This is a genomic window from Stenotrophomonas geniculata (genome assembly GCF_034508895.1).
GTDB lineage: Bacteria > Pseudomonadota > Gammaproteobacteria > Xanthomonadales > Xanthomonadaceae > Stenotrophomonas > Stenotrophomonas geniculata.
Genome location: NZ_CP140571.1, coordinates 365,575 through 390,054 on the forward strand (window position 1 = coordinate 365,575; position 24,480 = coordinate 390,054).

The 24,480-nt window shown below is 64.7% G+C and carries 23 protein-coding genes and 3 tRNA genes; 8 read left to right on the plus strand and 18 right to left on the minus strand.

The genetic code is table 11. The annotated features are described in order from the left end of the window. Window positions 1-94 precede the first annotated feature (94 nt). Both RI032_RS01820 and RI032_RS01825 read left to right on the plus strand, forming a co-directional pair. A complete protein-coding gene (locus RI032_RS01820) occupies window positions 95-283 on the plus strand; it encodes a hypothetical protein (protein WP_019337168.1) in 189 nt (62 codons plus the stop codon). A gap of 259 nt (window positions 284-542) precedes the next feature. Further along, window positions 543-875: a hypothetical protein gene (locus tag RI032_RS01825; RefSeq protein WP_322547774.1), complete on the plus strand. Its 333-nt coding sequence runs from the start codon at window positions 543-545 to the stop codon at window positions 873-875. Window positions 876-971: 96 nt separating this feature from the next. On the opposite strand, the gene RI032_RS01830 is transcribed toward RI032_RS01825, so the two are convergent. The 3 genes from RI032_RS01830 to uvrB form a co-directional block, all read right to left on the minus strand. Further along, window positions 972-1,046: transfer RNA gene (locus RI032_RS01830), tRNA-Val, on the minus strand. Window positions 1,047-1,144: 98 nt separating this feature from the next. Then, window positions 1,145-1,219: transfer RNA gene (locus RI032_RS01835), tRNA-Val, on the minus strand. Between the two features lie 107 nt (window positions 1,220-1,326). Next, entirely contained in the window at window positions 1,327-3,351 is a 2,025-nt protein-coding gene (gene uvrB, locus RI032_RS01840; protein WP_057503595.1) for an excinuclease ABC subunit UvrB, read from the minus strand. A 128-nt stretch (window positions 3,352-3,479) separates the two neighbouring features. On the opposite strand from uvrB, the gene RI032_RS01845 reads away from it, so the two are divergent. Further along, window positions 3,480-4,004 carry a GspH/FimT family pseudopilin gene (locus RI032_RS01845; protein ID WP_322547775.1) on the plus strand — a complete coding sequence of 175 codons (525 nt, stop codon included), beginning with the start codon at window positions 3,480-3,482 and terminating at the stop codon, window positions 4,002-4,004. Window positions 4,005-4,064: 60 nt separating this feature from the next. Here the strand turns inward: RI032_RS01845 and RI032_RS01850 are convergent. The 11 genes from RI032_RS01850 to grxD form a co-directional block, all read right to left on the minus strand. Beyond that, a tRNA-Asn gene (locus tag RI032_RS01850) sits at window positions 4,065-4,141 on the minus strand. Window positions 4,142-4,209: 68 nt separating this feature from the next. Beyond that, window positions 4,210-4,623 carry a type IV pilin protein gene (locus RI032_RS01855; RefSeq protein WP_134958929.1) on the minus strand — a complete coding sequence of 138 codons (414 nt, stop codon included), beginning with the start codon at window positions 4,621-4,623 and terminating at the stop codon, window positions 4,210-4,212. Window positions 4,624-4,646: 23 nt separating this feature from the next. Continuing rightward, a complete protein-coding gene (locus tag RI032_RS01860; RefSeq protein ID WP_253143285.1) occupies window positions 4,647-9,035 on the minus strand; it encodes a pilus assembly protein in 4,389 nt (1,462 codons plus the stop codon). A gap of 182 nt (window positions 9,036-9,217) precedes the next feature. After that, entirely contained in the window at window positions 9,218-9,709 is a 492-nt protein-coding gene (locus tag RI032_RS01865; RefSeq protein ID WP_029380064.1) for a pilus assembly PilX family protein, read from the minus strand. Between the two features lie 7 nt (window positions 9,710-9,716). Beyond that, window positions 9,717-10,850, minus strand: coding sequence for a PilW family protein (locus tag RI032_RS01870; RefSeq protein ID WP_049412604.1), 1,134 nt, complete (start codon window positions 10,848-10,850; stop codon window positions 9,717-9,719). A 56-nt stretch (window positions 10,851-10,906) separates the two neighbouring features. Continuing rightward, window positions 10,907-11,374: a type IV pilus modification protein PilV gene (pilV, locus tag RI032_RS01875; RefSeq protein WP_010486096.1), complete on the minus strand. Its 468-nt coding sequence runs from the start codon at window positions 11,372-11,374 to the stop codon at window positions 10,907-10,909. Next, a complete protein-coding gene (locus RI032_RS01880; protein ID WP_049412580.1) occupies window positions 11,371-11,889 on the minus strand; it encodes a GspH/FimT family pseudopilin in 519 nt (172 codons plus the stop codon). The genes pilV and RI032_RS01880 overlap by 4 nt, the downstream gene beginning before the upstream one ends. A gap of 161 nt (window positions 11,890-12,050) precedes the next feature. Next, window positions 12,051-13,439, minus strand: a complete 1,389-nt coding sequence (gene ppnN, locus RI032_RS01885) for a nucleotide 5'-monophosphate nucleosidase PpnN (protein WP_010486098.1) — start codon at window positions 13,437-13,439, stop codon at window positions 12,051-12,053. Window positions 13,440-13,691: 252 nt separating this feature from the next. Further along, window positions 13,692-16,940, minus strand: coding sequence for a TonB-dependent receptor (locus RI032_RS01890; protein WP_241872548.1), 3,249 nt, complete (start codon window positions 16,938-16,940; stop codon window positions 13,692-13,694). Between the two features lie 232 nt (window positions 16,941-17,172). Continuing rightward, window positions 17,173-17,949: an SDR family NAD(P)-dependent oxidoreductase gene (locus tag RI032_RS01895; RefSeq protein WP_049455524.1), complete on the minus strand. Its 777-nt coding sequence runs from the start codon at window positions 17,947-17,949 to the stop codon at window positions 17,173-17,175. Beyond that, window positions 17,946-18,266: a Grx4 family monothiol glutaredoxin gene (gene grxD, locus RI032_RS01900; protein ID WP_005408852.1), complete on the minus strand. Its 321-nt coding sequence runs from the start codon at window positions 18,264-18,266 to the stop codon at window positions 17,946-17,948. Before grxD ends, RI032_RS01895 begins: the two co-directional genes overlap by 4 nt. Before the next feature lie 120 nt (window positions 18,267-18,386). On the opposite strand from grxD, the gene RI032_RS01905 reads away from it, so the two are divergent. Further along, a complete protein-coding gene (locus RI032_RS01905) occupies window positions 18,387-18,965 on the plus strand; it encodes a superoxide dismutase (RefSeq protein ID WP_099559618.1) in 579 nt (192 codons plus the stop codon). A 74-nt stretch (window positions 18,966-19,039) separates the two neighbouring features. Here the strand turns inward: RI032_RS01905 and RI032_RS01910 are convergent, their stop codons facing one another. The 3 genes from RI032_RS01910 to purE all read right to left on the minus strand — a co-directional run bounded on the left by RI032_RS01910 (window position 19,040) and on the right by purE (window position 21,142). Beyond that, window positions 19,040-19,381: a carboxymuconolactone decarboxylase family protein gene (locus RI032_RS01910; protein ID WP_004152082.1), complete on the minus strand. Its 342-nt coding sequence runs from the start codon at window positions 19,379-19,381 to the stop codon at window positions 19,040-19,042. 112 nt (window positions 19,382-19,493) lie between these two features. After that, window positions 19,494-20,642 carry a 5-(carboxyamino)imidazole ribonucleotide synthase gene (locus RI032_RS01915; protein ID WP_322547776.1) on the minus strand — a complete coding sequence of 383 codons (1,149 nt, stop codon included), beginning with the start codon at window positions 20,640-20,642 and terminating at the stop codon, window positions 19,494-19,496. Next, window positions 20,639-21,142 carry a 5-(carboxyamino)imidazole ribonucleotide mutase gene (gene purE / locus RI032_RS01920; protein ID WP_197601911.1) on the minus strand — a complete coding sequence of 168 codons (504 nt, stop codon included), beginning with the start codon at window positions 21,140-21,142 and terminating at the stop codon, window positions 20,639-20,641. The genes RI032_RS01915 and purE overlap by 4 nt, the downstream gene beginning before the upstream one ends. Before the next feature lie 58 nt (window positions 21,143-21,200). Here purE and RI032_RS01925 point away from each other — a divergent pair, with 58 nt between their 5' ends. The 4 genes from RI032_RS01925 (at window position 21,201) to RI032_RS01940 (ending at window position 23,917) form a co-directional block, all read left to right on the plus strand. After that, on the plus strand, window positions 21,201-21,470 hold the full coding sequence (locus RI032_RS01925) for a Trm112 family protein (protein ID WP_005408847.1): 270 nt from the start codon (window positions 21,201-21,203) through the stop codon (window positions 21,468-21,470). After that, on the plus strand, window positions 21,467-22,318 hold the full coding sequence (nadC, locus tag RI032_RS01930; RefSeq protein ID WP_197601909.1) for a carboxylating nicotinate-nucleotide diphosphorylase: 852 nt from the start codon (window positions 21,467-21,469) through the stop codon (window positions 22,316-22,318). Before RI032_RS01925 ends, nadC begins: the two co-directional genes overlap by 4 nt. Window positions 22,319-22,499: 181 nt before the next feature. Beyond that, window positions 22,500-23,498 carry a DUF2272 domain-containing protein gene (locus tag RI032_RS01935; protein ID WP_322547777.1) on the plus strand — a complete coding sequence of 333 codons (999 nt, stop codon included), beginning with the start codon at window positions 22,500-22,502 and terminating at the stop codon, window positions 23,496-23,498. A 68-nt stretch (window positions 23,499-23,566) separates the two neighbouring features. Next, window positions 23,567-23,917 carry a DUF3301 domain-containing protein gene (locus RI032_RS01940; RefSeq protein ID WP_005408844.1) on the plus strand — a complete coding sequence of 117 codons (351 nt, stop codon included), beginning with the start codon at window positions 23,567-23,569 and terminating at the stop codon, window positions 23,915-23,917. Window positions 23,918-24,021: 104 nt separating this feature from the next. Here RI032_RS01940 and RI032_RS01945 read toward each other — a convergent pair whose 3' ends face one another. Beyond that, a complete protein-coding gene (locus RI032_RS01945; protein WP_005412806.1) occupies window positions 24,022-24,474 on the minus strand; it encodes a ClpXP protease specificity-enhancing factor in 453 nt (150 codons plus the stop codon). Window positions 24,475-24,480: the final 6 nt, after the last annotated feature.

Consider the following 24,480-nt stretch of genomic DNA (forward strand, 5'->3'; position numbering starts at 1 on the left):
CGGCGCGCGTCATCGTTCACCGCATCCGCGCCACAACCGGCACCCCGGTGCCTGCGGCAACTGCAACACCACAACGCCAACCAAGGAGATACACATGATCGGAAAGAACGTACTTTCGTCCGTCGCCGGTATCGTCGTTGTTGCGGCCCTGGCATTCGGTGCCAGCCAGGCCTTCGCCGTCGCCCCCAAAACCGGCTATGCGCCCGGGTGCGAGCCGCATCCGAGCTGCCCGTTCGGCAACTCGGGCAAGCCTGGCCAGCTACTGTGCTGTGATCCGCTGTAATCGAAGCCGCACCGCAGGTCGGCCCCGCTGATCTGCTGCAGGTGCCGCAGCGCTGAGCCAGCCCTGCGGCGATGATCGGTGCCCACCCGCACATTGGGCACCGCGCCGGGCCGCCTCCAGGGGCGGCCCGGCACTTCCGGCCCCGGATTCATCCTTCCCCGGGCGCCTTGGCGCGCGCTTTACCGGCTTTCGTCGCATACCGGTTTCACACCGCAGGGGGCAGTGCCACGCTGGACTCCCTTCTCCGGAGCACCGTGCCATGCCGATGCTTGCCCTGCTGCTGTTGTGCGCTGGCCTGTTCGGTTGCGATACCGACGCAGGGGATCCCTCCCTGCGCAGCCAGATCCTGCAGGCCGACGCTGGGCAGGCAGAAACATCATCGATGCCGGATCGGAAAGCGGCCCCGGCCCCCCTGCAGCTGTACCGGCTGCGCCAGGATCGCGTACTGCGCGTGGACAATCAGCCGCTGCAGGCCGACGCCCCACAGCGGCACGCCGGCTCGGCGCGATTCGCGCAGGTCTGGGAACGCGTGGACGGGCACTGGCGGCTGCAGCGCATGATCAGCATCGACGAATGGGTGGCCCAACACTGATCGCGGGTTGCAACCCACCGGCGCAAACGAAAAAAGCCGGCCCAGGGCCGGCTTCCATCGTGATCCACCGCTGCACCGGCAATGCCGGGAGCCAGGTGGTGGGCGGTACAGGGTTCGAACCTGTGACCCCTACCATGTCAAGGTAGTGCTCTACCGCTGAGCTAACCGCCCATCTTGTTCTTGCCGCCCGAAAGCTGGCCTTGCTACGTAAAAACCCGGCGCCAGGGCCGGGCTTTGCTGTTCACGACAGCCCCCTTCCGGAGACTTCGTGGTGGGCGGTACAGGGTTCGAACCTGTGACCCCTACCATGTCAAGGTAGTGCTCTACCGCTGAGCTAACCGCCCGTTTTTGCTTCTGAACGTCCGCGATTGCGTCGGTGCAGGCCGCGTATATTACGGATGCCGGCCGTGAAGCGCAACACTTTTGTGAAGAAGATGCTGCACTGCCGCGTTCAGCCCAGACTCGCTTCCTTCAGCTGCCGGATCTGGTCACGCACGCGGGCGGCATCCTCGAACTCCAGGTTCTTGGCGTGCTGGTACATCTGCTGTTCCAGTGCCTTGAGACGGGACGCCAGCTGGGCCGGGCTGAGCGATCGATAGTCACTCCCCTCCTCGGCAACGCCGGGCCTGCCTTTGCCCTTGCCCTTCTTTGCTTCCTTCTCGGCGGCGTCCGAACGCGCCCCTTCCAGCACGTCGACGATCGGGCGCGCCACCGAGCGCGGCACGATGCCGTGCTCCTCGTTGTACTCGACCTGTTTGGCGCGACGACGGTCGGTCTCATCGATCGCGGCCTGCATCGAACGGGTGATCTTGTCCGCATACAGGATCGCCTTGCCGCGCACGTTGCGCGCGGCACGGCCGATGGTCTGGATCAGCGAGCCGGTCGAGCGCAGGAAGCCCTCCTTGTCGGCATCCAGGATCGCCACCAGCGACACTTCCGGCATGTCCAGGCCTTCGCGCAGTAGATTGATGCCCACCAGCACGTCGAACTTGCCCAGGCGCAGGTCGCGGATGATCTCCACGCGCTCGACCGTGTCCACGTCCGAGTGCAGGTAGCGCACGCGTATCCCGTGCTCGGTCAGGTACTCGGTGAGGTTCTCGGCCATGCGCTTGGTCAGCGTCGTGACCAGCACCCGGTCACCGGCCTTGATGCGCGCGTTGGCTTCGCTCATCAGGTCGTCGACCTGGGTCCCCACCGGGCGGATCTCCACCACCGGGTCGATCAGGCCGGTGGGACGTACGACCAGCTCGGTGATCTCGTCACCGGCCTCGCGGTACTCGTAGGGGCCCGGCGTGGCCGACACATAGATGCTGCGCGGGCAGCGCTCCTCCCACTCCTCGAAGCGCAGCGGCCGGTTGTCCAGCGCCGAGGGCAGCCGGAACCCGAATTCGACCAGCGTTTCCTTGCGCGAACGGTCGCCCTTGAACATGGCACCGATCTGCGGAATGGTCACGTGGGATTCGTCGATCACCAGCAGCGCGTCGGCCGGCAGGTAGTCGAACAGGGTCGGCGGCGGTTCGCCGGCATTCTTGCCGGTCAGGTGCCGGGAGTAGTTCTCGATGCCGTTGCAGAAGCCGACCTCGGCCATCATTTCCAGGTCGAACTGGGTGCGCTGCGCCAGGCGCTGTGCTTCGACCAGCTTGTTCTGTGCGTACAGCTGCTCCAGCCGCTCCTTCAACTCGACCTTGATCGTCTCGATCGCTGCCAGCACACGCTCGCGCGTGGTGGCGTAGTGGGTCTTCGGGTAGACCGTGAAGCGCTGCATGTTGCGCAGCGTCTCGCCGGTGAGCGGGTCGAACAGGGTGATCTTCTCGACCTCGCCATCGAACAGTTCCAGGCGCAGGGCTTCGCTGTCCGACTCGGCCGGAAACACGTCGATCACTTCGCCACGCACGCGGAACGTACCGCGCTGCAGCTCGTACTCGTTGCGCGTGTACTGCAGCTGGGTGAGGTGGTTGATCAGATCGCGCTGGTCGATGCGCTCGCCCTTGGACAGGATCAGGCGCAACGACAGGTAGTCTTCCGGCGCGCCCAGGCCGTAGATCGCCGATACCGTCGCCACCACGATCGCGTCCGGGCGCGACAGCAGGGTCTTGGTCGCCGCCAGTCGCATCTGCTCGATGTGCTCGTTGATCGAACTGTCCTTCTCGATGAAGGTGTCCGACGACGGCACGTAGGCTTCCGGCTGGTAGTAGTCGTAATAGCTGACGAAATACTCCACCGCGTTGTGCGGGAAGAATGCCTTGAACTCGCCATACAGCTGCGCCGCCAGCGTCTTGTTCGGCGCCATGATCAGCGTCGGCTTCTGCACGTTCTGGATGACGTTGGCGATGGTGTAGGTCTTGCCCGAACCGGTGACGCCCAGCAGGGTCTGCTTGGCGATGCCCGCTTCGAAGTTGCTGGTCAGCTTTGCGATGGCATCAGGCTGGTCGCCCGCCGGCGAATACGGCGAGACGAGTTCAAAACGGTCGCTCATGGTGTTGCCAGTTCCCGGGAAGGGTGAGTATACGGGGCAAGCGGTGACGGCCAGCTGAGGGGTTTCCGGGCAGGCAGCCGCGGCGTTGGCCGATGGTGAATGCGCGAGCACGGAACGAGGCTGGAGGCATGTCTCTTCGTCTTCGCCCTGCCCGGCTCCACCGCGGCCTCCATCTGATCGAGCTGCTGACCGCCGTCATGGTGCTGTCTGTCCTGCTGGCTTTGGCGTGGGGCCCCTGGCAACGCACGCTGCGGCACTTCCAGGCGGAAACGCTGCGCGCCGAACTGGTCGCGAGCCTGTCGATGGCACGCAACGCCGCCATCACCGAACGCCGCCGCGTGACGGTCTGCGGTTCGTCGGATGGCATGAGATGTGACCAGGCATGGAGCCAGGGCTGGCGGGTGCAGGTCGAACCGGCCAACAGCGCGACCGGCGCCGCAAGGGAACTGCATGTGCACAGGGCACGCCAGCGTCATGTCGACCTGCGCACCAGCGATCATCGGCCCGACATCCGGTTCCGGCCCGACGGCCGCAATGCCGGCACCAACCAGTCCATCGTGCTGTGCATGAATGGACAGGAGCACAGCCGCGTCATCATCAGCGTCCCCGGGCGGGTCAGGAGCCAGCGCCCGCGCAGGCCGATCCCCTGCTGAAAACTGAAATGCCATCGCGGAAACGAAAAAAACCGCGATTTCTCGCGGCTTTTTCGAATCTGGCGCCCGAAGTTGGACTCGAACCAACGACCCCCTGATTAACAGTCAAGTGCTCTAACCGGCTGAGCTATTCGGGCGGGGTGCGCATTTTAGCCAGCGTTTGGCGGCCAGCGCAAGCCCTTTTTCCAGCCGCGATGCTCAACCGCTACCAGCACTCCGCATTGGTCTTCTTGTCCGGAGTCTTGCGTCCGGCCTGATCCAGCGTCAGCGTGCCGCACACATCCTTGTCCTGGCCGGTTTCCGGCACCGCCTGCAGCGTGTAGGTGCTGGCCGTGGCCTTGCCGTTCAGGGACAGCGTGTAGCGCTTGTTGCCCTGGCGCGGCGACTGGTTGAACGGCAGTGAGAAACCGTCATAGCTGTTCTGCACCGTATGGTAGCGCTCGAGCAGCTGTGCGATCTCGACCAGATCAGCCTTGGCCAGGGCCCGGTTGGTCTTCAGCACATGACGCTGGTAGGACGGCAGGGCTACGGCTGCCAGAACGGCGATCACGGCTACGGTGATCATCAGCTCGATCAGGGTGAACCCAGCTGCAAAGCGGCGGCTTGAGGGTGCGTGCATGGGCGATCTCATGTTCATGGTCATCAGCGGATCTGCCGCCAGGACTGGCGACCGCAGGCACGCTGGCCGTATGCAGTATCCGCGCCCGGAGTGTTCAGCGTCACGATGCACCGGTCAATCGAACCATCGACCGAGCACTTCGGATCGCTGGGGTCGCAGCCCTTGCGCATCGATGTACTGACTTGTGTATCCAGCACAGGAGCCCCCGTCGCGACGTCGCCGCCGCGAGTCAACGCCCCGGCGCCACAATTCGCGCCACACAGCGGATCCCCCCCCACTTCGTCGGTGAGGCCGCCCATCGCGGGCTGGCCGGTGGCCATGTTCAGCCGATAGCGCCAGTTGACGCCACCACCTGTACCGCAGACGGACTGTCCAGGCACATACGTGGTGAACATCACGGTGCCACCCTGCAACGTCGGATATCCAAAGAAGCGCTCACCCTCCACCGTGGTATCCACGATCAGATCAACGTACCAGCCACGCTTTGTTGAATAGTCCACCGCGTTGCTGGATATGTCGCGGAATGCTGCACCATTGGCACTGATCGACTGCCCCACCAGCACGTCGCGGCTGGAGATCGCGTCGCTGAGGTTGTCCCATATTCCGTACAGCGTCTGCACAGGTGAATTGCGGGTAACGGCGTTGTCATCGGCGGTGAAATAACGACCGGTACCGAAGAACAGGCTGACGCCCCCACCCGGCCCCGCAGACGTCTGGATCGCTCCGGTGATCGGTTGCGCCACCGCGCTGCGCATGGCGGTGAACAGTGGTGTACCGCTGAGCGACACATTCCATGCCGTGGGGTCGCCCCCCCGCAGATCGAAGCGCCAGATGTTGCCCTGCATGTCACCACCGTACACGGTATCGGCCAGGCTGCTGCTGTTGTGCAGTGCCACCGCTGTGACGTGGTTGAGGCCATTGGCGATCGCGTACTTGCCCCCGCTCGGATACAGGCGCTTGAGTACCTCACCGCTCTGGATGTCGACCACATACAACACAGGACGGCCCGTACTCGAATTGACGCCGTTACCGAACAGTGCAACAAATCGCGGCGCGCCGTTCGGATCAGTGCCAGCGACAGGCACCACCACCGGCTTGCCGAACGCGAAGCCCATGTCCGATTCGGTCTTGCCGGAAATCTCCCACAGCACGTTGCCGCTGTTGAACGCCGTTGGATTGCTGATATCCAGCGCAAACACCGAGCCGTTACCGACTGCCGTGGCGGACGGGCCGCGCGTGGCACCGCCACCGCCGGTGGTCCCTACCAGTACCGTATGCCACGCCTCGCCGTAGTGGACGTCGGATGCCGTCAGTCCGCCGTCAACGTAGTAGCGATGGCCATAGGCAGGGTTGGCCAGTTCGGCCATGTGCTGCAGCGACGTGGAGGGAATGTAGGCGAACTGTTCAGTGCCGGCCGCGGTTCCGGTGCCGGCATTGAATCCGTGCAGCATGCCGTCGTTGGCCCCGACATAGACCATCGAGGGCGGGCCGCCAGACGCAGTCTTCGATGTCAGATAGGCCTTGTAGCGGGTACCCAGTGTGGTCTTCCAGCCTATCCCGCCCTGCTCCTTCCAGGATGTATAGCCGTAGTCATCCCGGGTGGAAACAATCTCGACACTGGAATTGACGATGTCGCCGAGCAGTACACTGCGCGGACGGAACCCGCTGACCGGTGAACCACGCAGATAGCTGACGAGATCGGCAACCGTATGCGAACCGAACCAGTTGGGAACGGTATTGAGCCCCAGGTTGCCCAGTTTCTCGGCGCGGTCGCGGCCGGGAATGTTGTCCGCAGTGAAATCTGCCGCTGCTACAGGAATCAACTGATTGGACTTGTTCACAAAAGTCGGCGCAGTCGACACCACGATATTGCGGCCCGAAGCGCTCATCCTGGTCGACGCCCGCCACAGCTCAGGGCCGACTTCGCCATTGGAGAGGGTCTGACGGGCGATGAGATCGCCAGTCCAGTCATTGGATCCCGACGGTACCGTGTAGTGCGCCGAGACGGTGAAGGAACCTGCGTTGACCCGGGCGCCAGTCGCGCTGCCCCCCACCGGCGCCTCGCCCGCGGCAGCACTGTCGAAGATCGACTCCAGCGCAGACTTCAGCTTGGCCGGATTGCGCGCCAGGAAATAGTTGTCCGGCACGCCAGGCACCTTGCTGTCCCATTTCTTGCCAGCCGGCACGCCATACTTGGCGGCGTACCACAGCGGGCTCTCCAACTGATTGGCCTGGCCGCTTCCCAGGCGGTAGCGCAGGACAATGGCACCTGTCCATTCTGCCGGAGGAGCCGAGGTGGTCGTCAGCACCGAACCGTTCTTGTCGCCGGGCCGCAGTACCAGTCGCTGCACGTTGTCGGCCGCGTTCGAACCCACGATCGTGTAGCCGGTGAGCATCGCGTTGCCGGCATAGGCAGAAAGATTCTCAATGCGGACCAGCACCTCATCGCTGCCCACGGTATTGCGTACAGCATTGTTGCTGCACTCCGCACTGCTGGAGCGCCAGCAGATGTTGCGGAAATTCGTGTTGTCGCCGTCGTTGCAGGTAGCGCCCACGCAGTAGCTGAGCATGGAGACAACGTCGTTGTCGTGGTCATTGCCCCACAACGAGTCTTCCCATACCAGCGAGAAACTGCCAGCCTTGCCGTCTGCGCGATAAGTTCGTCCATAGACGAAATTCGGCGAGACCGTAGACTGTTTGGTGCCGATACCAACAGAACCGAGGAAGCAACTGCGCCAGCCATTGCTGGTGATTTTTGCCGTACCGGTATTGTTGGCCTGGCACAGTGGGGCCAGGGTGATCTTGCCGTTGCCCACCGGAATCTCGAACTTGGGCAGGCTCTCAGCCATGGCCACGGTATAGGTGGTCGCAGTGAGCTTGTAGGTATCCGGCTTGTTCTGCACGCCCGGACGAAGGTCGGTCTCGGCCGCGGCCTTTGACAAGCCCGCCATCAGGTAGCTGCCTTCCGTGGAAGGCACATCCGGGCAGATGCCACGCACCAGCGACAGGCCAGTAACCTTGGCCGCGCGACAGATGTCCTCATGGGTATTGATCGAGGCATAGCGCTCGGTCAGGCCGACGCGGCCAGCCATGTAACTGCCACCAGTAATGCCTTCAAGATTGCCGATCGCATCCGTTGCCGACGCCGCAGGTGCCAGGCCATTGATCGACCCGATGTTGTCGCTATCGAACGACGGCAGGCCTGAGGACATCACCAGGATGTTGCAGGTGGCGCAGTAGGAGTTGCCGCCATCGTTCGGGGAGCGGTAGGGATCCTTCCAGGCAACCGCATTGGGCAGCCCGCTCAGGTCTCCGGACGCACTGTAGATGCCCTTGGTTTCACCCTTGATGTAGCGCACAGCTTCGGCATACATCTCGGCCAGGGGATTGCCCCAGGCACTGCACTTCTTCGAGGCATTGCCCGGATCGGTCAGATTACCTCTGTCACCGAAGCCCTGTCGGTTGAGGATGCTGTAGTCGTTGCAGTCATTCCAGTTATTGCTCCAGTTCCACTGGTCGATACGGAAGTTGGAGATGGTATTGATGATGCCTTCCGCACCACCGGACAAGCTGTTACAGAACTGACCGTTGGACAAGTTGATTTCGTCGCCGGCCGCACAGAATCCGGTGCCGTTGCCTGCGATCTTTCCGATGTTCCGCCGCACCACGCCACCATCGCGCGGATTGACATAGGTACCCGTGACCAGACCGAAGCGAAGACGGCCGCTTTCGCCATACGACTGCAGCAGCCCAGCCGGTTTCAGATAGTCCCTTGTGCCATCGTTGTACTTGCGGCAGAACGCCTCCGGGAAAGCTCCGCTGCCACTGGCGCAGACCTCAACCCGGACGTTGAAGTTGGTGGCAGAGCCAGGTGAATCAGCCTTGCCTTCATCGCTTCGGCCGGTGATGCACTGGCGGCTGGCGGTGGCCGCCCACTCGCCCCAGTTGCCCGACGCAGCGCGCATCAGCGGTGCACCACCGGATTCGATGGTGGCGTTGCAGAAGGACATGGTGGTCTTGTACGGGGTGAAACTGTTGATATCACTGCCGCTGTATACCTTTACCCACGCGTGCAGATCGTTGGGGATCTGCGCGCGCTCCAGCACGGTGCTGGCGGCGCTGTCGGTGATGCGATGGCCGCCGTACAGCACGTAGCGCATCACGTCCAGGCGACTCATCGTTGCCCAGTTCAGGAAATTGCCGGACCAGCTTCCACCGCAGCTGTGCTTCCAGGTGCCGCCGGCCTGTGCACTGGCCTTGAACTGGCCGCTGGCGTAGGAATAGCAGAGGTTGGAATCGAAGTAACCGGAGTAATCGAACTTATCCTGGTATGTGGTGTCGAGGGTGCCATCCTCATCCAGGTCGCTGTAATCGCTGTAGGCCTTGTTGAACAGCTGCTCGTCGCGCGACATCACCATCATCATCAGCGGCGGCTGGGTCTTCTTGCTGTACAGCGGCTCCTGCGCGATGTCGTAGTCGCCAAGCGCAGCGAACAGCGGGTAGACCAACGCCCCCACCCCAGCCAGCACGGCAACGGCAGCGCCCGCGCGCAGCCAGGGAGTCGAGACGATGCGGGAGAAGCGGCGCGAAGTGTTCATGGAATGAAGATCGTATCGATGACAGCGCTGGAAGATGGATTGGCCGGATCGTCACTGGCCAGGACGGTGATCTGGTAGATGTTTTCGGTCTCTTCGTTCTTCCGGCCCCCGAGGCCGGTCCCTCCGCCGCCCATCACGCACTTATCAAGGCGCCGGGTATGGATTGCCGCAGCCGCAGTCTTGCCATCGGCCCAGGTTGCCGGGTCGAATACCGGACTGCATTCTTCCTGGTTGGCCTCGAAAACGCCGCCGCTTTCGATGGCTGTCTTGATGGCCGCCTCCTGGGTACGCACGTCGGCTTCGGCGTTCTGGAAGGCCTGATTGGAACGCAGGTAGTTGGCCGCCATGCGCTCCTGCATACCGGTAACCTGCATGCCGGCGATGCCGATAAGAGCCAGCAGGATCAACATGATCAGGGCGACATACAGCACAGCGCCTCGCTGCTGCCGGCGTGCTGTGAAGGAAGGAAGACGCGGGCGTGTGTACATGCGAGCCTCAGTTGCCAAAGAGGCGGTTGCGAAGGGCGATGGTGGTTTGATAGACAGCGCGCATGCGACCGTCTGCCGGCGCCGTGAACGTCACGCCCAGCGAAGTGAGCGCAGCGTTCTGGTCGGCCTGCGGCGCCGCCGATGGATCCGGACTGGACATCACCATCCCCAGCTGCACGGCGCCGACACGACGCCAACCATTCGCGGCCGGATTGGTAGACCCCTGCACCGTTTCGGCAGTGCCCTGGCGATCAATGAAACCGGTTGGATAAACGTCGGTAAGCCCGCGGTCCTGGCCATACAACAACTGCATGTTTTCTACGCCCTCCACCAGTGCCTCCGGCGCATTGGCCACCAGCGCGCCATTGGGGATGGCGGTGAAGCGCACGCGATACAACGAAGAACGGGCAATGGCGGCGTCATAGCCGATGTAGTACAGCGCGCTTTCTGCACGGTGCAGCATCGCCTGACCGGTGGTGACCGGGCGGGTGAAGTTCCCTGCATTGTTCGGCGCATCCCCAAAGGTGACGGTGCCGGCGCCCTTGTCCACCGCGCGCGCCTGGAAGATCGTGACGCTGGCGCAGTCGGCCGCACCATACAGCCCCGGGTTGGAGACACCACTCTGCAGTACCGCAAGGCGCGCTTTGTCAAAACTGAAAATCGGCTTGCCTGGAACGCCGCCAATGGCGGTGATCGGCACACCATCCGGCATCAGGTAACGCAGCACCACGATGTCGCTGCCATTGACTCGGTTGGGCATGGCCGCAGCAAACTCGGCAGGCAGCGCGGGCTTGTAGTCGGTTCCGCCGGTTGCGGGTGTGGCTGTCAGGGTAACCGCCGCTCCCGGCGCGGTTCCGGTAGCTTCAAAGCCCTGGATCGACGTCTGGAAGTCCAGCGCCGGATGCGGAGCCGTTGCGAAGGTACTGAACAGCGAGGCATTGTCCGGTGTATTTCGCCCCTGGTCATTGACACAGCCGAAATGCCCGGCCATGCGAAGTTCGCGTTGCAGGGCATCCATCGCGAAGCGACTGTTTTCCTGCACCCGCGCCAGGCCATCGGACAGCTGGTAGGCCGCCCTCGATGCTGCAAACACCTGCACCACGCCGAGCATGACGATCACACCAATGGCCAGTGCGATCATCAGCTCAACCATGGAAAGACCCGACATGTGTCGGGATGAAGAGCATGAGGCGCGCATCACAAGCCGCTCCTGGCAGTGAACGTGGTGTCACCGGCATCGGCATTCCAGCGCTCATCCCCCCAGCTCACGCTGACCGAGTACTGGTCACCGTTCCGGGTTACTTTCCCCGTAGCGCCGTCGCCCAGCGCCTTGCCCAGGCGGCACCTCCAATCCAGGGTGAAGGCGTCTTTGCTGATGTCCTTGCCGGTGGGAGGTAAGCAGTTCTTGCTGGACGTGGTGGCGGTATAGTCGCCGACATAGACCGGCGCCATCTTCCGATTCACCCGCAGCTGGTCCAGCATCTCGTAGGTCAGATTGGTCGCCTGGGTGCGGTAGTTGGCACTCTGGACGAAGCGTACGTTCATGGTCTGCATCAGCGCGAAACCGAGCAGGCCAACGCCAAGCACGAGAATGGCGATCAGCACTTCGATCAGACTGAAGCCCCCTTGCACGCCGCGCGGGGAACGGGATCGGGACGGCCTCACTTGCAATCCTCCTTCAACAGCCGGACCTGTCCGGTCGGCGAAATGCGCAACGTTCGTTGCAGCGGTTGCTTGCCGCAGGTGTCCGGGCGCAGGGTCAGGTCCAGCGATGCATTCGCGCGGTTGCGACCACGTGGGTCAAAACCCACGGACAGATCCGGCGTACCCGCCGTAGTCAGACCCGGCCGACCGGCGCTGTAGCGGAGCACGGTCTCCCCAGCGCTCAGCGCACCATCTCCATTGGTGTCCGCCCAGACCAGCCAGCCGTCAGCCCAGCTTTTGCCATCACATGTACTGCCCGCAGACGACGCACAGACACCCGCACCACGACGATTCTTTACCGCCTCGCTGCGGGCCAATGCGAGTGAAGCGATCAACTCGTTGCTCGCGGTAGCGATGCGATTGGATCGCAGGGTGCCCTGGAAACTGGGAAAGGCGATCGTGGCGAGCACGGCCAGGACCATGATCGTGACCATCAACTCAACCAGCGTAAAGCCGTTTTGCCGGCGTAAAGACATTGGACGCTCCCCAGCGTGTTGATGGCCACGATGGGCCATCGCCCTGCCACCGGCAAGCGGCGGCAGGATGAACGGTCATTCCGGGGCGACGGGCGTCAAGGCCTTGACGACCCGCCCTCCCCTGCCTGTACCGGCGCGATCCCCATCGCGCCGGCGCAGACTCAGGCCAGCACCTGATAGCAGGGCTGGTATTCGCCGGAGATCTTCATCCGGCGCTGTTCGACGAAGGCACGCAGCAGCGCGTCCAGGGCCTGCATCATGTCCGGGTCGCCATGGATCTGGAACGGCCCGAACTGCTCGATGCGGCGCATGCCGTCTTCCTTCACGTTGCCGGCCACGATGCCCGAGAACGCCCGGCGCAGGTCGGCCGCCAGCGCGTGCGGGGCACGCCCGTGGTGCAGGTCCAGCGCGGCCATCGCCTCGTGGGTCGGCACGAACGGCTGCTGGTACTCCCACGGAATCTCGATCGACCAGTTGAAGAAGAACGAGTCCTTCTGCGCCAGGCGGTGCTCGCGCACGCGCTTGATGCCGTTGGCCATTTTCTTTGCCACCGCCACCGGGTCGCCGATGACGATCTCGTAGCGCTCGGCGGCCGCATCACCCAGGGTCAGGCGGATGAACCGGTCGATCTGCTCGAAGTACGGCGCCGCCACCGTCGGGCCGGTCAGGATCAGCGGGAACGGCAGGTCCTTGTTTTCCTCGCGCAGCAGGATGCCGAGCAGGTACAGGATTTCCTCGGCGGTGCCGACACCACCGGCGAACACGATGATGCCGTGGCCGATGCGGACGAAGGCCTCCAGGCGCTTCTCGATGTCCGGCATGATCACCAGGTGGTTGACGATCGGATTCGGCGACTCGGCCGCGATGATGCCCGGCTCGGTCAGGCCGATGTAACGCGTCACGGTACGGCGCTGCTTGGCATGGGCAATGGTGGCGCCCTTCATCGGGCCCTTCATCGCGCCCGGACCGCAGCCGGTGCAGATGTCCAGGCCGCGCAGGCCCAGCTCATAGCCCACCTGCTTGGTGTACAGGTACTCGTCGCGCGAGATCGAGTGGCCGCCCCAGCAGACGACCAGATTCGGGTCACCCGGGTTCAGGATGCGCGCGTTGCGCAGCAGGCCGAACACCGCATTGGTGATGCCCTCGGACGACTCCAGCTCGGCCGCGTAGGCCGGGCCCATCTCGATGGCCATGTAGGCCAGGTCACGCACCACCGCGAACAACAGTTCGGCGACGCCCCGGATGATCTCGCCGTCGACGAAAGCCATCGCCGGTGCATTGACCAGGTCGATGCGCACGCCGCGATCCTGCTGCGCCACCTGGATGTCGAAATCGGGATACAGATCGCGCGCCGCGCGCGGATCGTCAGAAGCACTGCCGCTGGTCAGCACGGCCAGTGCGCAGCGGCGCAGCAGCTCGTGCATGCCGCCGGCAGACGCATCGCGCAGCCGGGCCACTTCGGCCCGCGACAGCACATCCAGCCCACCGCGCGGGTAGATCCGCGCGTCCTGCACCGGCAGTGCACGGGCTGATTTTTCGTTCGTGGTCATGTCCAATTTTTCGCTTCCTTCAAGGTTTCCGACTGTACTGCCGCCCCCTTAAAAAGCAAAACGGCCGGGAAGCCCGACCGTTGGATGTGTGCTTCCCGCGTTCGCCTTTCCGGGACCGCATCGGCGGCGTTGGCACCGCGCACATTTCTGGATGCTACGCCGATGCCAGGTGACCTGCAAGGACTTTCGCCTGAACGGAAAACGGCCGGGTTTCCCCGGCCGTTTTCACTTACTGCTTCAAGCTCTGATGGATCAGAACTTGTACTTCACGGTCAGCTGCATCGACCAGCGCGACACGGCGGTGTTGCCCTTGTCGTTGTTGTTTTCCTGGACCGAGGAATCGTCCGCACCGGTGAACGAGTACACGTACTTGCCGGTGGCCGGATCGATACCCGCGAAGTTGCCCACGCGACGGGTGGCGTAGAAGCCGTAGTCGTCGATCAGGCCCCACTTCTTGTTGAGCAGGTTGCCGACATTCATGATGTCCAGCGCGATCTCACCCTTGTGGGTCTTCGCGAAGCCCGGGAACTCCTGGCTGATGCGGACATCGAAGCTGTTGACCCACTTGGCGCGATGCTGGTTGGCCGGCACCGTGCTGCCACGATAGGCATCGAGTTCCGGGTTCTGCGCCAGCCAGTCGAAGAACTTCTTCTCCATGTCCACGCCGCCAACGAACAGCACGTCACCCGGGCCCTTCGGCACGTAGAACAGGTCGTTGCCGATTGCGCTGTCGCCGTTGGCATCGTTGTAGAACACGTAGCTGTACGGGCGGCCCGAACGGCCTTCATAGAACAGGCCGACGCGGGTGGCGTTGTCACCGAAGAAGTTGTGCTTCCACTCCAGAGTACCGGTGATACGGTCCTTGATCGCATAGCGCGAGTTGTACGCGATGTTCTCGTTGGCGTTCAGGATCTGGGTGTTGTTCCAGTTCGAGGTGTTCTGCGAGCTGGTCAGCGGGCTCACTTCCTTCGACTGGGTGTAGGTGTAACCCAGCGACCAGCCCCAGTTCTCGGTCAGCGGCTTGGCCAGCGAGAAGGTCGCCTGGCTGCCACGGCCCTTGTTGGTGTTGCGCAGGAGCAGCACGTCGCCGATGTTGTTCGGGCGGTAGTTGCGGTTCAGCACGCCATTGGTGCCGTTCTCCATGCCCAGATTGTCACCGGTACGGTTGTCGATCTTGCTGTTGGCCTGGTTCAGGCCCTTGTCGTTCCAGTAGATCTCACGACCGTCCTGTGCGGACACGTAGGTCGGGCCATTGCCCTTGCCATCGGTCAGGTCCAGACGCTCGAAGTACAGGCCATCCTTGACCTTGGTGAACAGCAGTTCGGCCGACGCCACGATGCCGTACCACGGCAGCTCGTGATCGAACGCCAGGTTGGCCTTCCAAACCGACGGCAGGCGGGTGCCCGGGTTGATGATGTCGACGTTCTGGCGCGCAACGATACGCGACGGGTCCGGAATGAACGGATTGTCGGCATCGACGCTGAAGCCACCCGGATTACCCGGAACGTTGTACTCGACGTAGTTCAGGCCGGTGTTCTGGTACGCACCTGCCAGCCACACGTTCGGGGCAGCACCGCCGAACAGGCCCACGCCGCCGCGCAGCTGGGTCGGGCGATCGCTGTCGAAGGTGTAGTTGAAGCCAACACGCGGCTGGATCAGGCTCTTGTCCACCAGCTTGGTGTTGTCATAGCCGTAACGGGACTGGATGTCCGCGTTGTACTTGGTCTGGCTGGTGAAATCCGGGATGTCCACGCGGACACCGAACATCAGGCTCAGGTTGTAGTTGATCGCCCAGGTGTCCTGGATGAACAGACCGGTGTTCTTCAGGTGGAACTTGGCCGGAATGTCATCCAGGCTGCCGCCCGGACGCGGAACGCGCAGCTGGTAGCCGTTCGCGGTGCCCTTCAGGAACGAGGCCAGGTCACGGAAGTCATACGCGCCGTACAGGTTGCGGCCGTAGAAGTTCATCAGGTCGTTGTCGGTGTAATCGAAACCGAACTTGATGGTGTGGTCACCGACGTACCAGGTACCGGCACCGAAGGCGCTCAGTTCCTTCGACTCGACCAGGTTGGTGTGGGTGTTCTGCTCGGTACCCAGGTACAGCGAGTTGTTGCCGAAGCGGACGCGCATCTGCGGCAGGTGCGAAGCCGCAACACGGTTGGACGAGTAGTCCTTGTGCGAAACCTTGAACTCGGTCGAGAAGTTCTCGGACCAGTCGCTGAACAGTTCACCCATCCAGGTTTCGTATTCGGTCGGCTGGGTGTACCAGAAGTCGCTCAGCGACAGCGCGCTGCTGCTGACCTGCGGGAAGCGGACGACGTCCTGCTTCATCTTGTTGTAGCGCAGGGCTGCACGATGGTTCTCGTTGATGTTCCAGTCCAGCTTGACCGCGTACTCTTCGATCTCGGTCTTGTTGTTCAGGTCGCTGACGCTACCGACCGGATGACCCAGTTCCGCCATGCGCTTCTGCACGGCCGAGATGTCGGCGTCGCTGATGCCACCCTTCGCCGGATCCTTGTTGTACGGGCTTTCGCTCAGGCTGACGCCGCCGCCGCTGCGCTCATACTTTTCGTAGTTGGTGAAGAAGAACAGCTTGTCCTTGACGATCGGGCCGCCGAAGGTCATGCCGTAGGTCTTCTCGTCCTTGAAGCCGTTGAAATCCGTACGATCACCTTCCAGGCGCGAGCGGACCATGTCCTTGTCGCGGTACGAACCGTACACGGTGCCGTGGAATTCGTTGGTACCCGACTTGGTCACGGCGTTGATCACCGCACCGGTGCCACCGGCGATGGTGGTGTCGTAGTTGGCCAGGTCGATGTTGATTTCCTGGATGGCGTCCATCGACACCGGCTGACGCTCGGTCGGCAGGTTGTTGGAGCCCAGGCCGAACGGGTCGGAGGCACTGATGCCGTCGATGCGGATGGCGTTGTAACGGGTGTTCTGGCCACCGGCCGAGATCGCACCGTCAGCCTTGCTGACCTGCGAGATGCGCGGGTCCAGGCGGATGTAGTCCTGGATGTTGCGGTTGGCCGACGGCAGCGCGTCCATCGTTTCGCGGGTCACGTTGGTGCCGGTACCCATCTTGGTGGCGCTGAACAGGTCCAGGCCGCCGGCGGTGGCGACAACGTTCACGGCGTCCAGGTTGGTGGCAGCCAGGTCACCGCCCAGGTTGGCATTGACCGTGTTGACCTGGTTCAGGTTCAGGTAGACACCTTCTTCGGTCTTGGTGCCTTCACCGGACTTGGTGATGGTGATGGTGTACGGGCCACCCACGCGCAGGCCGCGCGCGTTGTAGCGACCCGACGCATCGGTGGTGGCACGCGAAACGGTGCCCGACTCGGTGTGGGTGATGGTGACTTCAGCACCAGCAACAGGCTGGCCTGCGGCGGACATCACCTGGCCGCCGACACCGGCAGAGGTGCTCTGGGCGAAGGCGGGAGCGGCGGCGAGCGCAGCCACAAGACCAAGGGTGAGCTTGGACATCCGGAGTGGGTGGGTCATTTTTCGGTAGCCTCGATGCGAGTTGGCGATGGCGGAAAAAAAGCGCATCCAAACAGCCCTGCGGGTGGCTGGTCGGACATTTATCTGGGGTTCCCTACCGCTTGGCTGAAGGAAGCCACAACGGTTAACACTAGATTAACACGCTACGCCATCAATGTGACGGTTGTGCGACAAACGGCACCGGATCGCAACGCAATCGTGACGGGTTCTTCACTCCGCCTTTCCCCGGAATTTACTCGCCGGGGGGCGCCTCGCTGGCATCGAGAATCTGGCCGCGCCAGGTAGCGCCAGCACCGGACAACAGGGTCACGGCCGCGGCGGCGGCGGCCTCCGGGCCTTGCGCGGCCGGGTCCTGGTCTACGGAATAGGCCCGGGCCCGCAGGGCCGTGCGCAGCGGGCCGGGGTACAGGCCACTCACCCTTACCGGGCTGCGGCCGAGCTCGTCGTGCAGGCTGGCGATCAGGCCACGCAGGCCGTGCTGGGCCACACCGTAACCGCCCCAGTAGGCCTGACCGACCCGCTCGGGGGCATCGACCGCAAACACCAGCGCCGCATCTTCGCGCTGCCGCAGCAGCGGCAGGCAGGCCTGGGCCAGCCACGCGGGCGCAGTCAGGGTGACGTGCACCGCGCGGGCGAAACTCGCTGGGTCTGCCAGCTCAAACGGGGTCAGGCCCGGGAAGTGAGCGGCACAGACCAGCAGGCCATCCAGGCGCCCCAGCTCGCGCTGCAGGGCCTGGGCCAGCTCGGCATAGTCGTCGGGGCCCGCGCCTTCCAGGTCCAGCGGATACAGCAGCGGCTCCGGGCCGACCGCCTGCACCTGGGCGTAGACACGGTCCAGGCGGCGAGGCTTGCGGCCCAGCAGAACCACGGTGGCCCCGGCGGCCGCAGCAGCCACTGCCGCCGCACTGCCCAATCCGCCACCGGCACCGGCGACCAGCACCACGCGATCCTGCAACGGGCGGCCATCGAGCGCCCCGTCGGTCGGTGACGTCGATGGCCAGGCACTCATCCCTGGGTCGCCTCTTCGACGATGCGCTTGAGCTCGCCGGCTTCGAACAGCTCCAGCACGATGTCACAGCCGCCAATCAACTCACCGTTGATGAACAGCTGCGGGAAAGTCGGCAGGTTGGAAAAGCGCGGCAGGTTGGCGCGGATCTCGGGCTCTTCCAGCACGTTGACGGTGCGCAGGGTGACTGCGCCGGCCGCCATCAACGCCTGTACGGCGCGGCTGGAGAAGCCGCACATCGGGTATTGCGGGGTGCCCTTCATGAACAGCACGAGCGGGTAACGATCGACCTCGGCCTGGATTTGCTGCATTACCGCCACAACCACACTCCTTGCTTCGCCGGACAAACCGACCGTGATGGTCGGCTAGACTGCCCACGGTAGCCGCCATTGTAAGCGGATGGAACCGGCTGCCGCCGCCCCCTGGCCACGAACCTGTCCATGCCTGTCGAATTGCCCGCCCTGCCCTATCTTCCCGGCTCCCTGCAGCCGCACCTGTCCGCACAGACCGTGGAACTGCATCACGGCCGCCACCATCGCGCCTATGTGGATGCCGTCAACGCCGGCATTCTCGGCACCGAGTGGGAGGAAGCGTCGCTGGAGGAGATCGTCCGCCACGCCCAGGGCACGCTGTTCGATGCCGCCGCCCAAGCCTGGAACCATGCCTTCTACTGGCAGTGCCTGCGCCCGCGCGGCGGCGGTGAGCCGCAGGGGCGACTGGGCGAACTGGTCAAGCGCCAGTACGGCGACGTGCAGCGCCTGCGCGAGGAATTCAACCGCACCGCGCTGGGCCTGTTCGGCTCCGGCTGGGTCTGGCTGGTGCAGCATCCGGGCGGGCAGCTGGGCCTGCAGGCCACCCGCAATGCAGGCACGCCATTGACCGGTGAAAGCACCCCGCTGCTGTGCTGCGACGTCTGGGAGCACGCTTACTACACCGACTACCAGAACGATCGCGCGCGGTATCTGGACGCGTTCTGGCAGATGGTCAACTGGGAATTTGCCGAAAGCCAGCTGCGCTGAGCCCTGTAGAGCCGAGCCCATGCCCGGCTGCTGTCCGGCCAGCCGAGCATGGGCTCGGCTCTACAGATCAGGCATCACGCGCTCTCGTGCGCGGCCACGGCGTCCATCACCCGCGCCGAGTACACCAGCGCCGCACCGGCGTTCAGCGACACCGCCACACCGAGCGCCTCGGCGATCTCCTCGCGGCTGGCGCCGTGCTTCAGCGCGGCATCCACGTGCACGGTGATGCAGCCGTCGCAGCGGGTGGTCACGGCCACCGCCAGCGCGATCAGCTCGCGGGTCTTGGCATCGAGGTGGTTGGTCTGGGCACCGGCGTTGGCCAGCGTGGCATAGCCCTTGACCGTGTCCGGCGAGAGCTTGCCGATCTCGCCGATACGGCCCTTAAGCTCCTTGCGGTAGGCATTCCAGTCGAGCATGGGGATGACTCCTGTGAAAGGAGCTCCACGCTACCACCGGGAATGTTGCGCCGATGCCTGCACCGGCGCGTCACAGCGTTGCACTGCCGGCCAACGGCCGGCACTACCGGGCTCAGCGATTGCGCAGCGCGTGTACCGCCGGCGCCACCTGGGCCTGGCGGTCCAGCTCCAGGCCGACCTGGTCCAGCGCATCGGCCAATGCAGCGGCATCATCGTCGCGCAACGTGGCGTGGCCGACCTTGCGACCTTCGCGCGGCTCCTTGCCGTAGTCATGCCAATGACCGCTGGCCTGGGCCAGCACCGGCGACGGGTCCGGCATTGCACCCAGCCAGTTCAGCATGCAGGCATGGCCGAGCATGCGGGTGCTGCCCAGCGGCAGGCCCAGCACGGCACGCAGGTGGTTCTCGAACTGCGAGGTCTCGCTGCCTTCGATGGTCCAGTGGCCGGAGTTGTGCACGCGCGGCGCCATCTCGTTGGCCAGCAGTTCGCCGTCACGGCAGAACAGCTCCAGCGCGAATACGCCCACATACTCCAGGTGCTCGGCAACGCGGCGGGCATAGCCGATCGCGGCCTGCTGCTCGGCATCGGACAGCACGGCTGGGGCCACGCTGGCCGACAGCACGCCGTCGACATGCCAGTTGCCGGTGACCGGCCAGGCCTGGAAGCTGCCATCGCGGCCACGCACCGCGACCACACTGACCTCGCGCTGGAAGGCGACAAAACCTTCCAGGATCAGGCCGGTACGTTCGACCTGCGCACCCAGCGCATCCCACGCGGCATCAATGTCGGCTTCGCTGCGCAGGCGGAACTGGCCCTTGCCGTCGTAACCGAGGCGGCGGGTCTTGAGGATGCACGGCAGGCCGAACTCGGCGGCCTTCGCGGCCAACTCGTCACGGCTGCGGATATCGGCAAAGGCGGGCAGCGGAATGCCCAACTGCTGGAACAGGGTCTTCTCGCTCAACCGGTCCTGGGCCACCGCCAGCGCAGCCGGCGGCGGGTAGACCGGCACGCGGTCGGCCAGGAACTGCGCGCTGTCGGCCGGCACGTTCTCGAAATCGAAGGTGACCACGTCCACCTTGGCGGCGAAATCCGCCAACGCCTGGCGGTCATCGAAGGCACCGACGGTGAGCGGCGCCAGCGGGCCGCTGCAGGCGTCGGCTGCCGGGTCGTACAGTTCGAAGCGCAATCCCAGCGGCGCACCGGCCAGGACCATCATGCGGGCGAGCTGACCGCCGCCCAGGATGCCGACGGTCAGGCTCATTGGCGCGGATCGTCGTGGGCCATCACGTCTTCGGTCTGGCGTGCACGGAAGGCGTCGAGCGCCTGGCCGATCGCCGGCTGGTCGCTGGTCAGCATCGCTGCGGCGAACAGCGCGGCGTTGGAGGCGCCGGCATTGCCGATGGCGAAGGTGGCGACCGGAATGCCGGCCGGCATCTGCACGATCGACAGCAGCGAATCCATGCCGTTGAGGGCCTTGGACTGCACCGGCACGCCCAGCACCGGCACGGCGGTCTTGGCGGCGATCATGCCCGGCAGGTGCGCGGCCCCGCCGGCTCCGGCGATGATCGCGCGCAGGCCACGCGGGCCCGCCTGCTCGGCGTAGCTGAACAACACATCCGGCGTCCGATGCGCGGACACCACCTTCACTTCGAACGGAACACCCAGGGCTTCAAGCTTCTGGGCGGCGTGCTGCATGGTTTCCCAGTCGGAACGGGAACCCATGACGATGCCGACAAGCGGCGCGATCGGGTTGGGGGTCATTGGCCGTCACCTGCCTTAAAGACGTATTCTAGCCATCTTCCACGCAAGACGAAGAACCATGGATCGCAAGCTGCTCGACCTGCTGGTGTCGCCGGACACCCGCCAGCCCCTGTCCCTGCTGGATGGCAAGGGCCTGGAAGCCCTCAACAAGGCCATTTCCGCCGGCGCGGTGAACAAGGCCGATGGCAACCCGCTGGCGCAGCCGCTGCGCGAAGCGCTGGTCACCCGCGACCGCAAGCAGGTCTTCCGCGTTGACGACGGCATCCCGGTGCTGCTGGCCGAGGAAGCCATCCCCACCGCCCAGATCGCCGACTTCCCGGCCGCATGAGCGCGCTGCCGACGCCGGATGCGGCCGTTGTCGCCGCCGATGTCGCGCGTGCGCTGGCCGAGGACCTGGGCAGCGGCGACGTCACCGCTGCGCTGTTGCCCGACCAGGCTGACAGCGCGTACCTGCTGTGCAAGCAGGACGGGGTGATCGCCGGTCGCCCCTGGTTCGACGCCACCCACCGCGCGCTCGACCCGGAGGTGCGCATTGAATGGCGTGTCTCCGAAGGTGACGCGGTCACTGCCGGCACCGTGCTGGCCCTGCTGCATGGGCGCAGCCGCAGCCTGGTGAGCGCCGAGCGCACCTCGCTGAACTTCCTGCAGACGCTGTCCGGCACCGCCACGACCACCGCGCGTTACGTGGCGGCGGTGGCCGGCACCGGCACGCGCATTCTCGATACCCGCAAGACCCTGCCCGGCCTGCGCCTGGCGCAGAAGTACGCAGTGCGCTGTGGCGGCGGCGAGAACCACCGCTTCGGTCTGTACGACACAGTGATGCTGAAGGAAAACCACATCCGTGCTGCCGGTTCGCTGCCCGCAGCCGTGGCTGCCGCGCGCCGGCAATGGCCCGCGCTGCCGCTGGTGGTCGAGGTGGAGGATCTGGCGCAGCTGCGCCAGGCGCTGGAAGCCGGTTGCGAACGCATCCTGCTGGATGACTTCAGCCCGGACCTGCGCCGCGAGGCCGTGCGCATCACGGCGGGCCGCATTCCGCTGGAAGTGTCCGGCAGCGTGGGCCTGGGTGGCCTGCGTTCGATCGCGGAGGACGGCGTGGACTGCATCTCCATTGGTGGCCTGACCAAGCACGTGCAGGCGATTGACCTGTCGTTGAAGCTGGGCCCGCCGCCGGGTTGAGGCCTACGGGACCTTGTAGCGCCGAGCCCACGCTCGGCTGCTTCTCGATCTGCGGCGCGCCCTGCACGCGCTTCGCGCGATAAGCCGGGCATGGGCTCGACTCTACACGATCCGGGACGCCTTCACGGCTCGGCCACGCCTGCCTCTGCGACGCTGCCGGCATCCCCCACAGGAGCCGCGCATGCGCCGGATGCTCTTGCCTGCCTGTCTGCTGCTCGCGGCAGCCCCCTTGTCCGCAACGGCCGCCGAAGCCTGTGATGTGCCACCGCGCTTCGGCCTGAGTCCGCTGGCGGTGGCCATCCGCAACACTGCCTGCAACGAGCACCGGCTCTGGCACCGGCCCTTCATCGACCGCGATGGCCGCGCCGCCAGCCTCAGTGTCACCGAGGCCGAAAGCGATCACCTGGCCGACAACGGCCTGATCGCCTGGCAGCGCGTGGCAGGCTACTGGCGCAACAGCGGCACGCTCAACGCAATGGGAAGCATCGCGGGCGCCAGCAGCTGCCTGGCGCCGCTGGGCACGCGCTACACCGACAGCGACTGCCGCGCGTTCCTGATCGACAACCCGTGGTCAGCCGCGTTCATTTCCTGGGTGATGGTGCAGTCCGGCGTTCCCGGCTTCAACACGTCGCCACGCCACATCGACTACATCCGTGCCGCGTACCAGGGCGGCCCCTCGGCCGTGCCCTACCGGCTGGTCGACCCGGCCACCGCCAAGCCCGCGCCCGGCGACCTGCTGTGCTTCCTGCGCGACCGCAGCACCACGCTCAGCTACAGCGGGCTGGTGCAGGCGCTGGGCAACGGTTCGGTGGGCCACTGGAAATCGCATTGCGAAGTGGTGGTGGCTGCCAACCTGGGGGGCGACCAGACCCTGTACCTGGTCGGTGGCAACGTCATGAACACCGTGGCGATGCGGTTGCTGCAGCTGGACCGCACCGGGCTGATCAAGTTGCCTCCGGCACGCGAACGCAACAGCACCGGCATCGACCCCAGCTGCACGCCCGGCCGCGAGGACGAATGCAGCTTCAACCGCCAGGACTGGGCAGCGCTGCTGCAGTTGACCGCCACATCACCGCTGGTGATGCCGTCGCCAACTGCGACGCCAATGCAGTCCGCGCCACCGCAGCCGGTCGTCATGCCGCCTCAACCAGTCTCTGCTGGTCCACAACCGACGCGGTGATGCGAGGCGCTTGATCCAGCGCGCGTTCGCCGCCATCTTTGCGGGATCGACCTCTGACGGCTGACGCCATGCCCACCCTGCTGCTGTTGCTGATTGCCGGCGGAATCATCTATTTCTTCTGGAATGCCGCACGTTCGGCCGCCGAGCGCGCGGTCGAACTGGGGCGCAATGCCTGCCGCGCCGCCGATGTGCAATGGTTGGACCAGGCGGTGCACGCCACCGGCCTGCGCCTGTCGCGCGGCGAGGATGGCCGACTCGGCTTCGAGCGCACCTTCAAGTTCGAGTATTCCTACGATGGCATCGATCGCCATGTAGGCCGCATGGTGCTGCGCGGCGATCAGCTGATCTCATTCACTGGCCCGGGCGCGGCGCGGATCAGCCAGATCCGCGCAGATGTGGACGATGCCGAGGATGTGTAGGACCTGAAGGTGTGCCGACCAACGGTCGGCACCCACACAATTCCGGCACCCGCCGATAAATCCTGCAAAGGAAAACGCCGCCCATCGGGGCGGCGTCGGAAACATTACTTGACCACGCGCAGGTTCGGGCGCCCCTTCGGCGGCGGACTGGCCGGCGGCGTATCGTCCGGCGGCGTGCCTTCCTCGTGCAGCAGCTCGTCGCTGGTCGGCGCGGTTTCGTTGCCCGGAATGTCATCCGGCAATGCCATGCCCTGCCCGGTCTCGCGGGCGTAGACGGCCAGCACGGCGCTGATCGGTACCTGCACCGGGTAGCTGGTGCCGGAGAAGCGCGCCGAGAAGCTCACCATCTCGTTGTCGATCATCAGCCGCACGACGGCACGTTCGGCGATGTTGAGCACGACCCGGCCATCCTTGACCGCCGAAGGCGGGACCTGCACGCCGGGAACGCCGGCGTCGACCAGGATGTGCGGGGTCAGCTGGTTGTCGTTGATCCATTCCACCAGCGCCCGCAGCAGGTACGGGCGGTGGCTGGTCATGTGGAAGAAGTCTTCGGTCATGCGTGA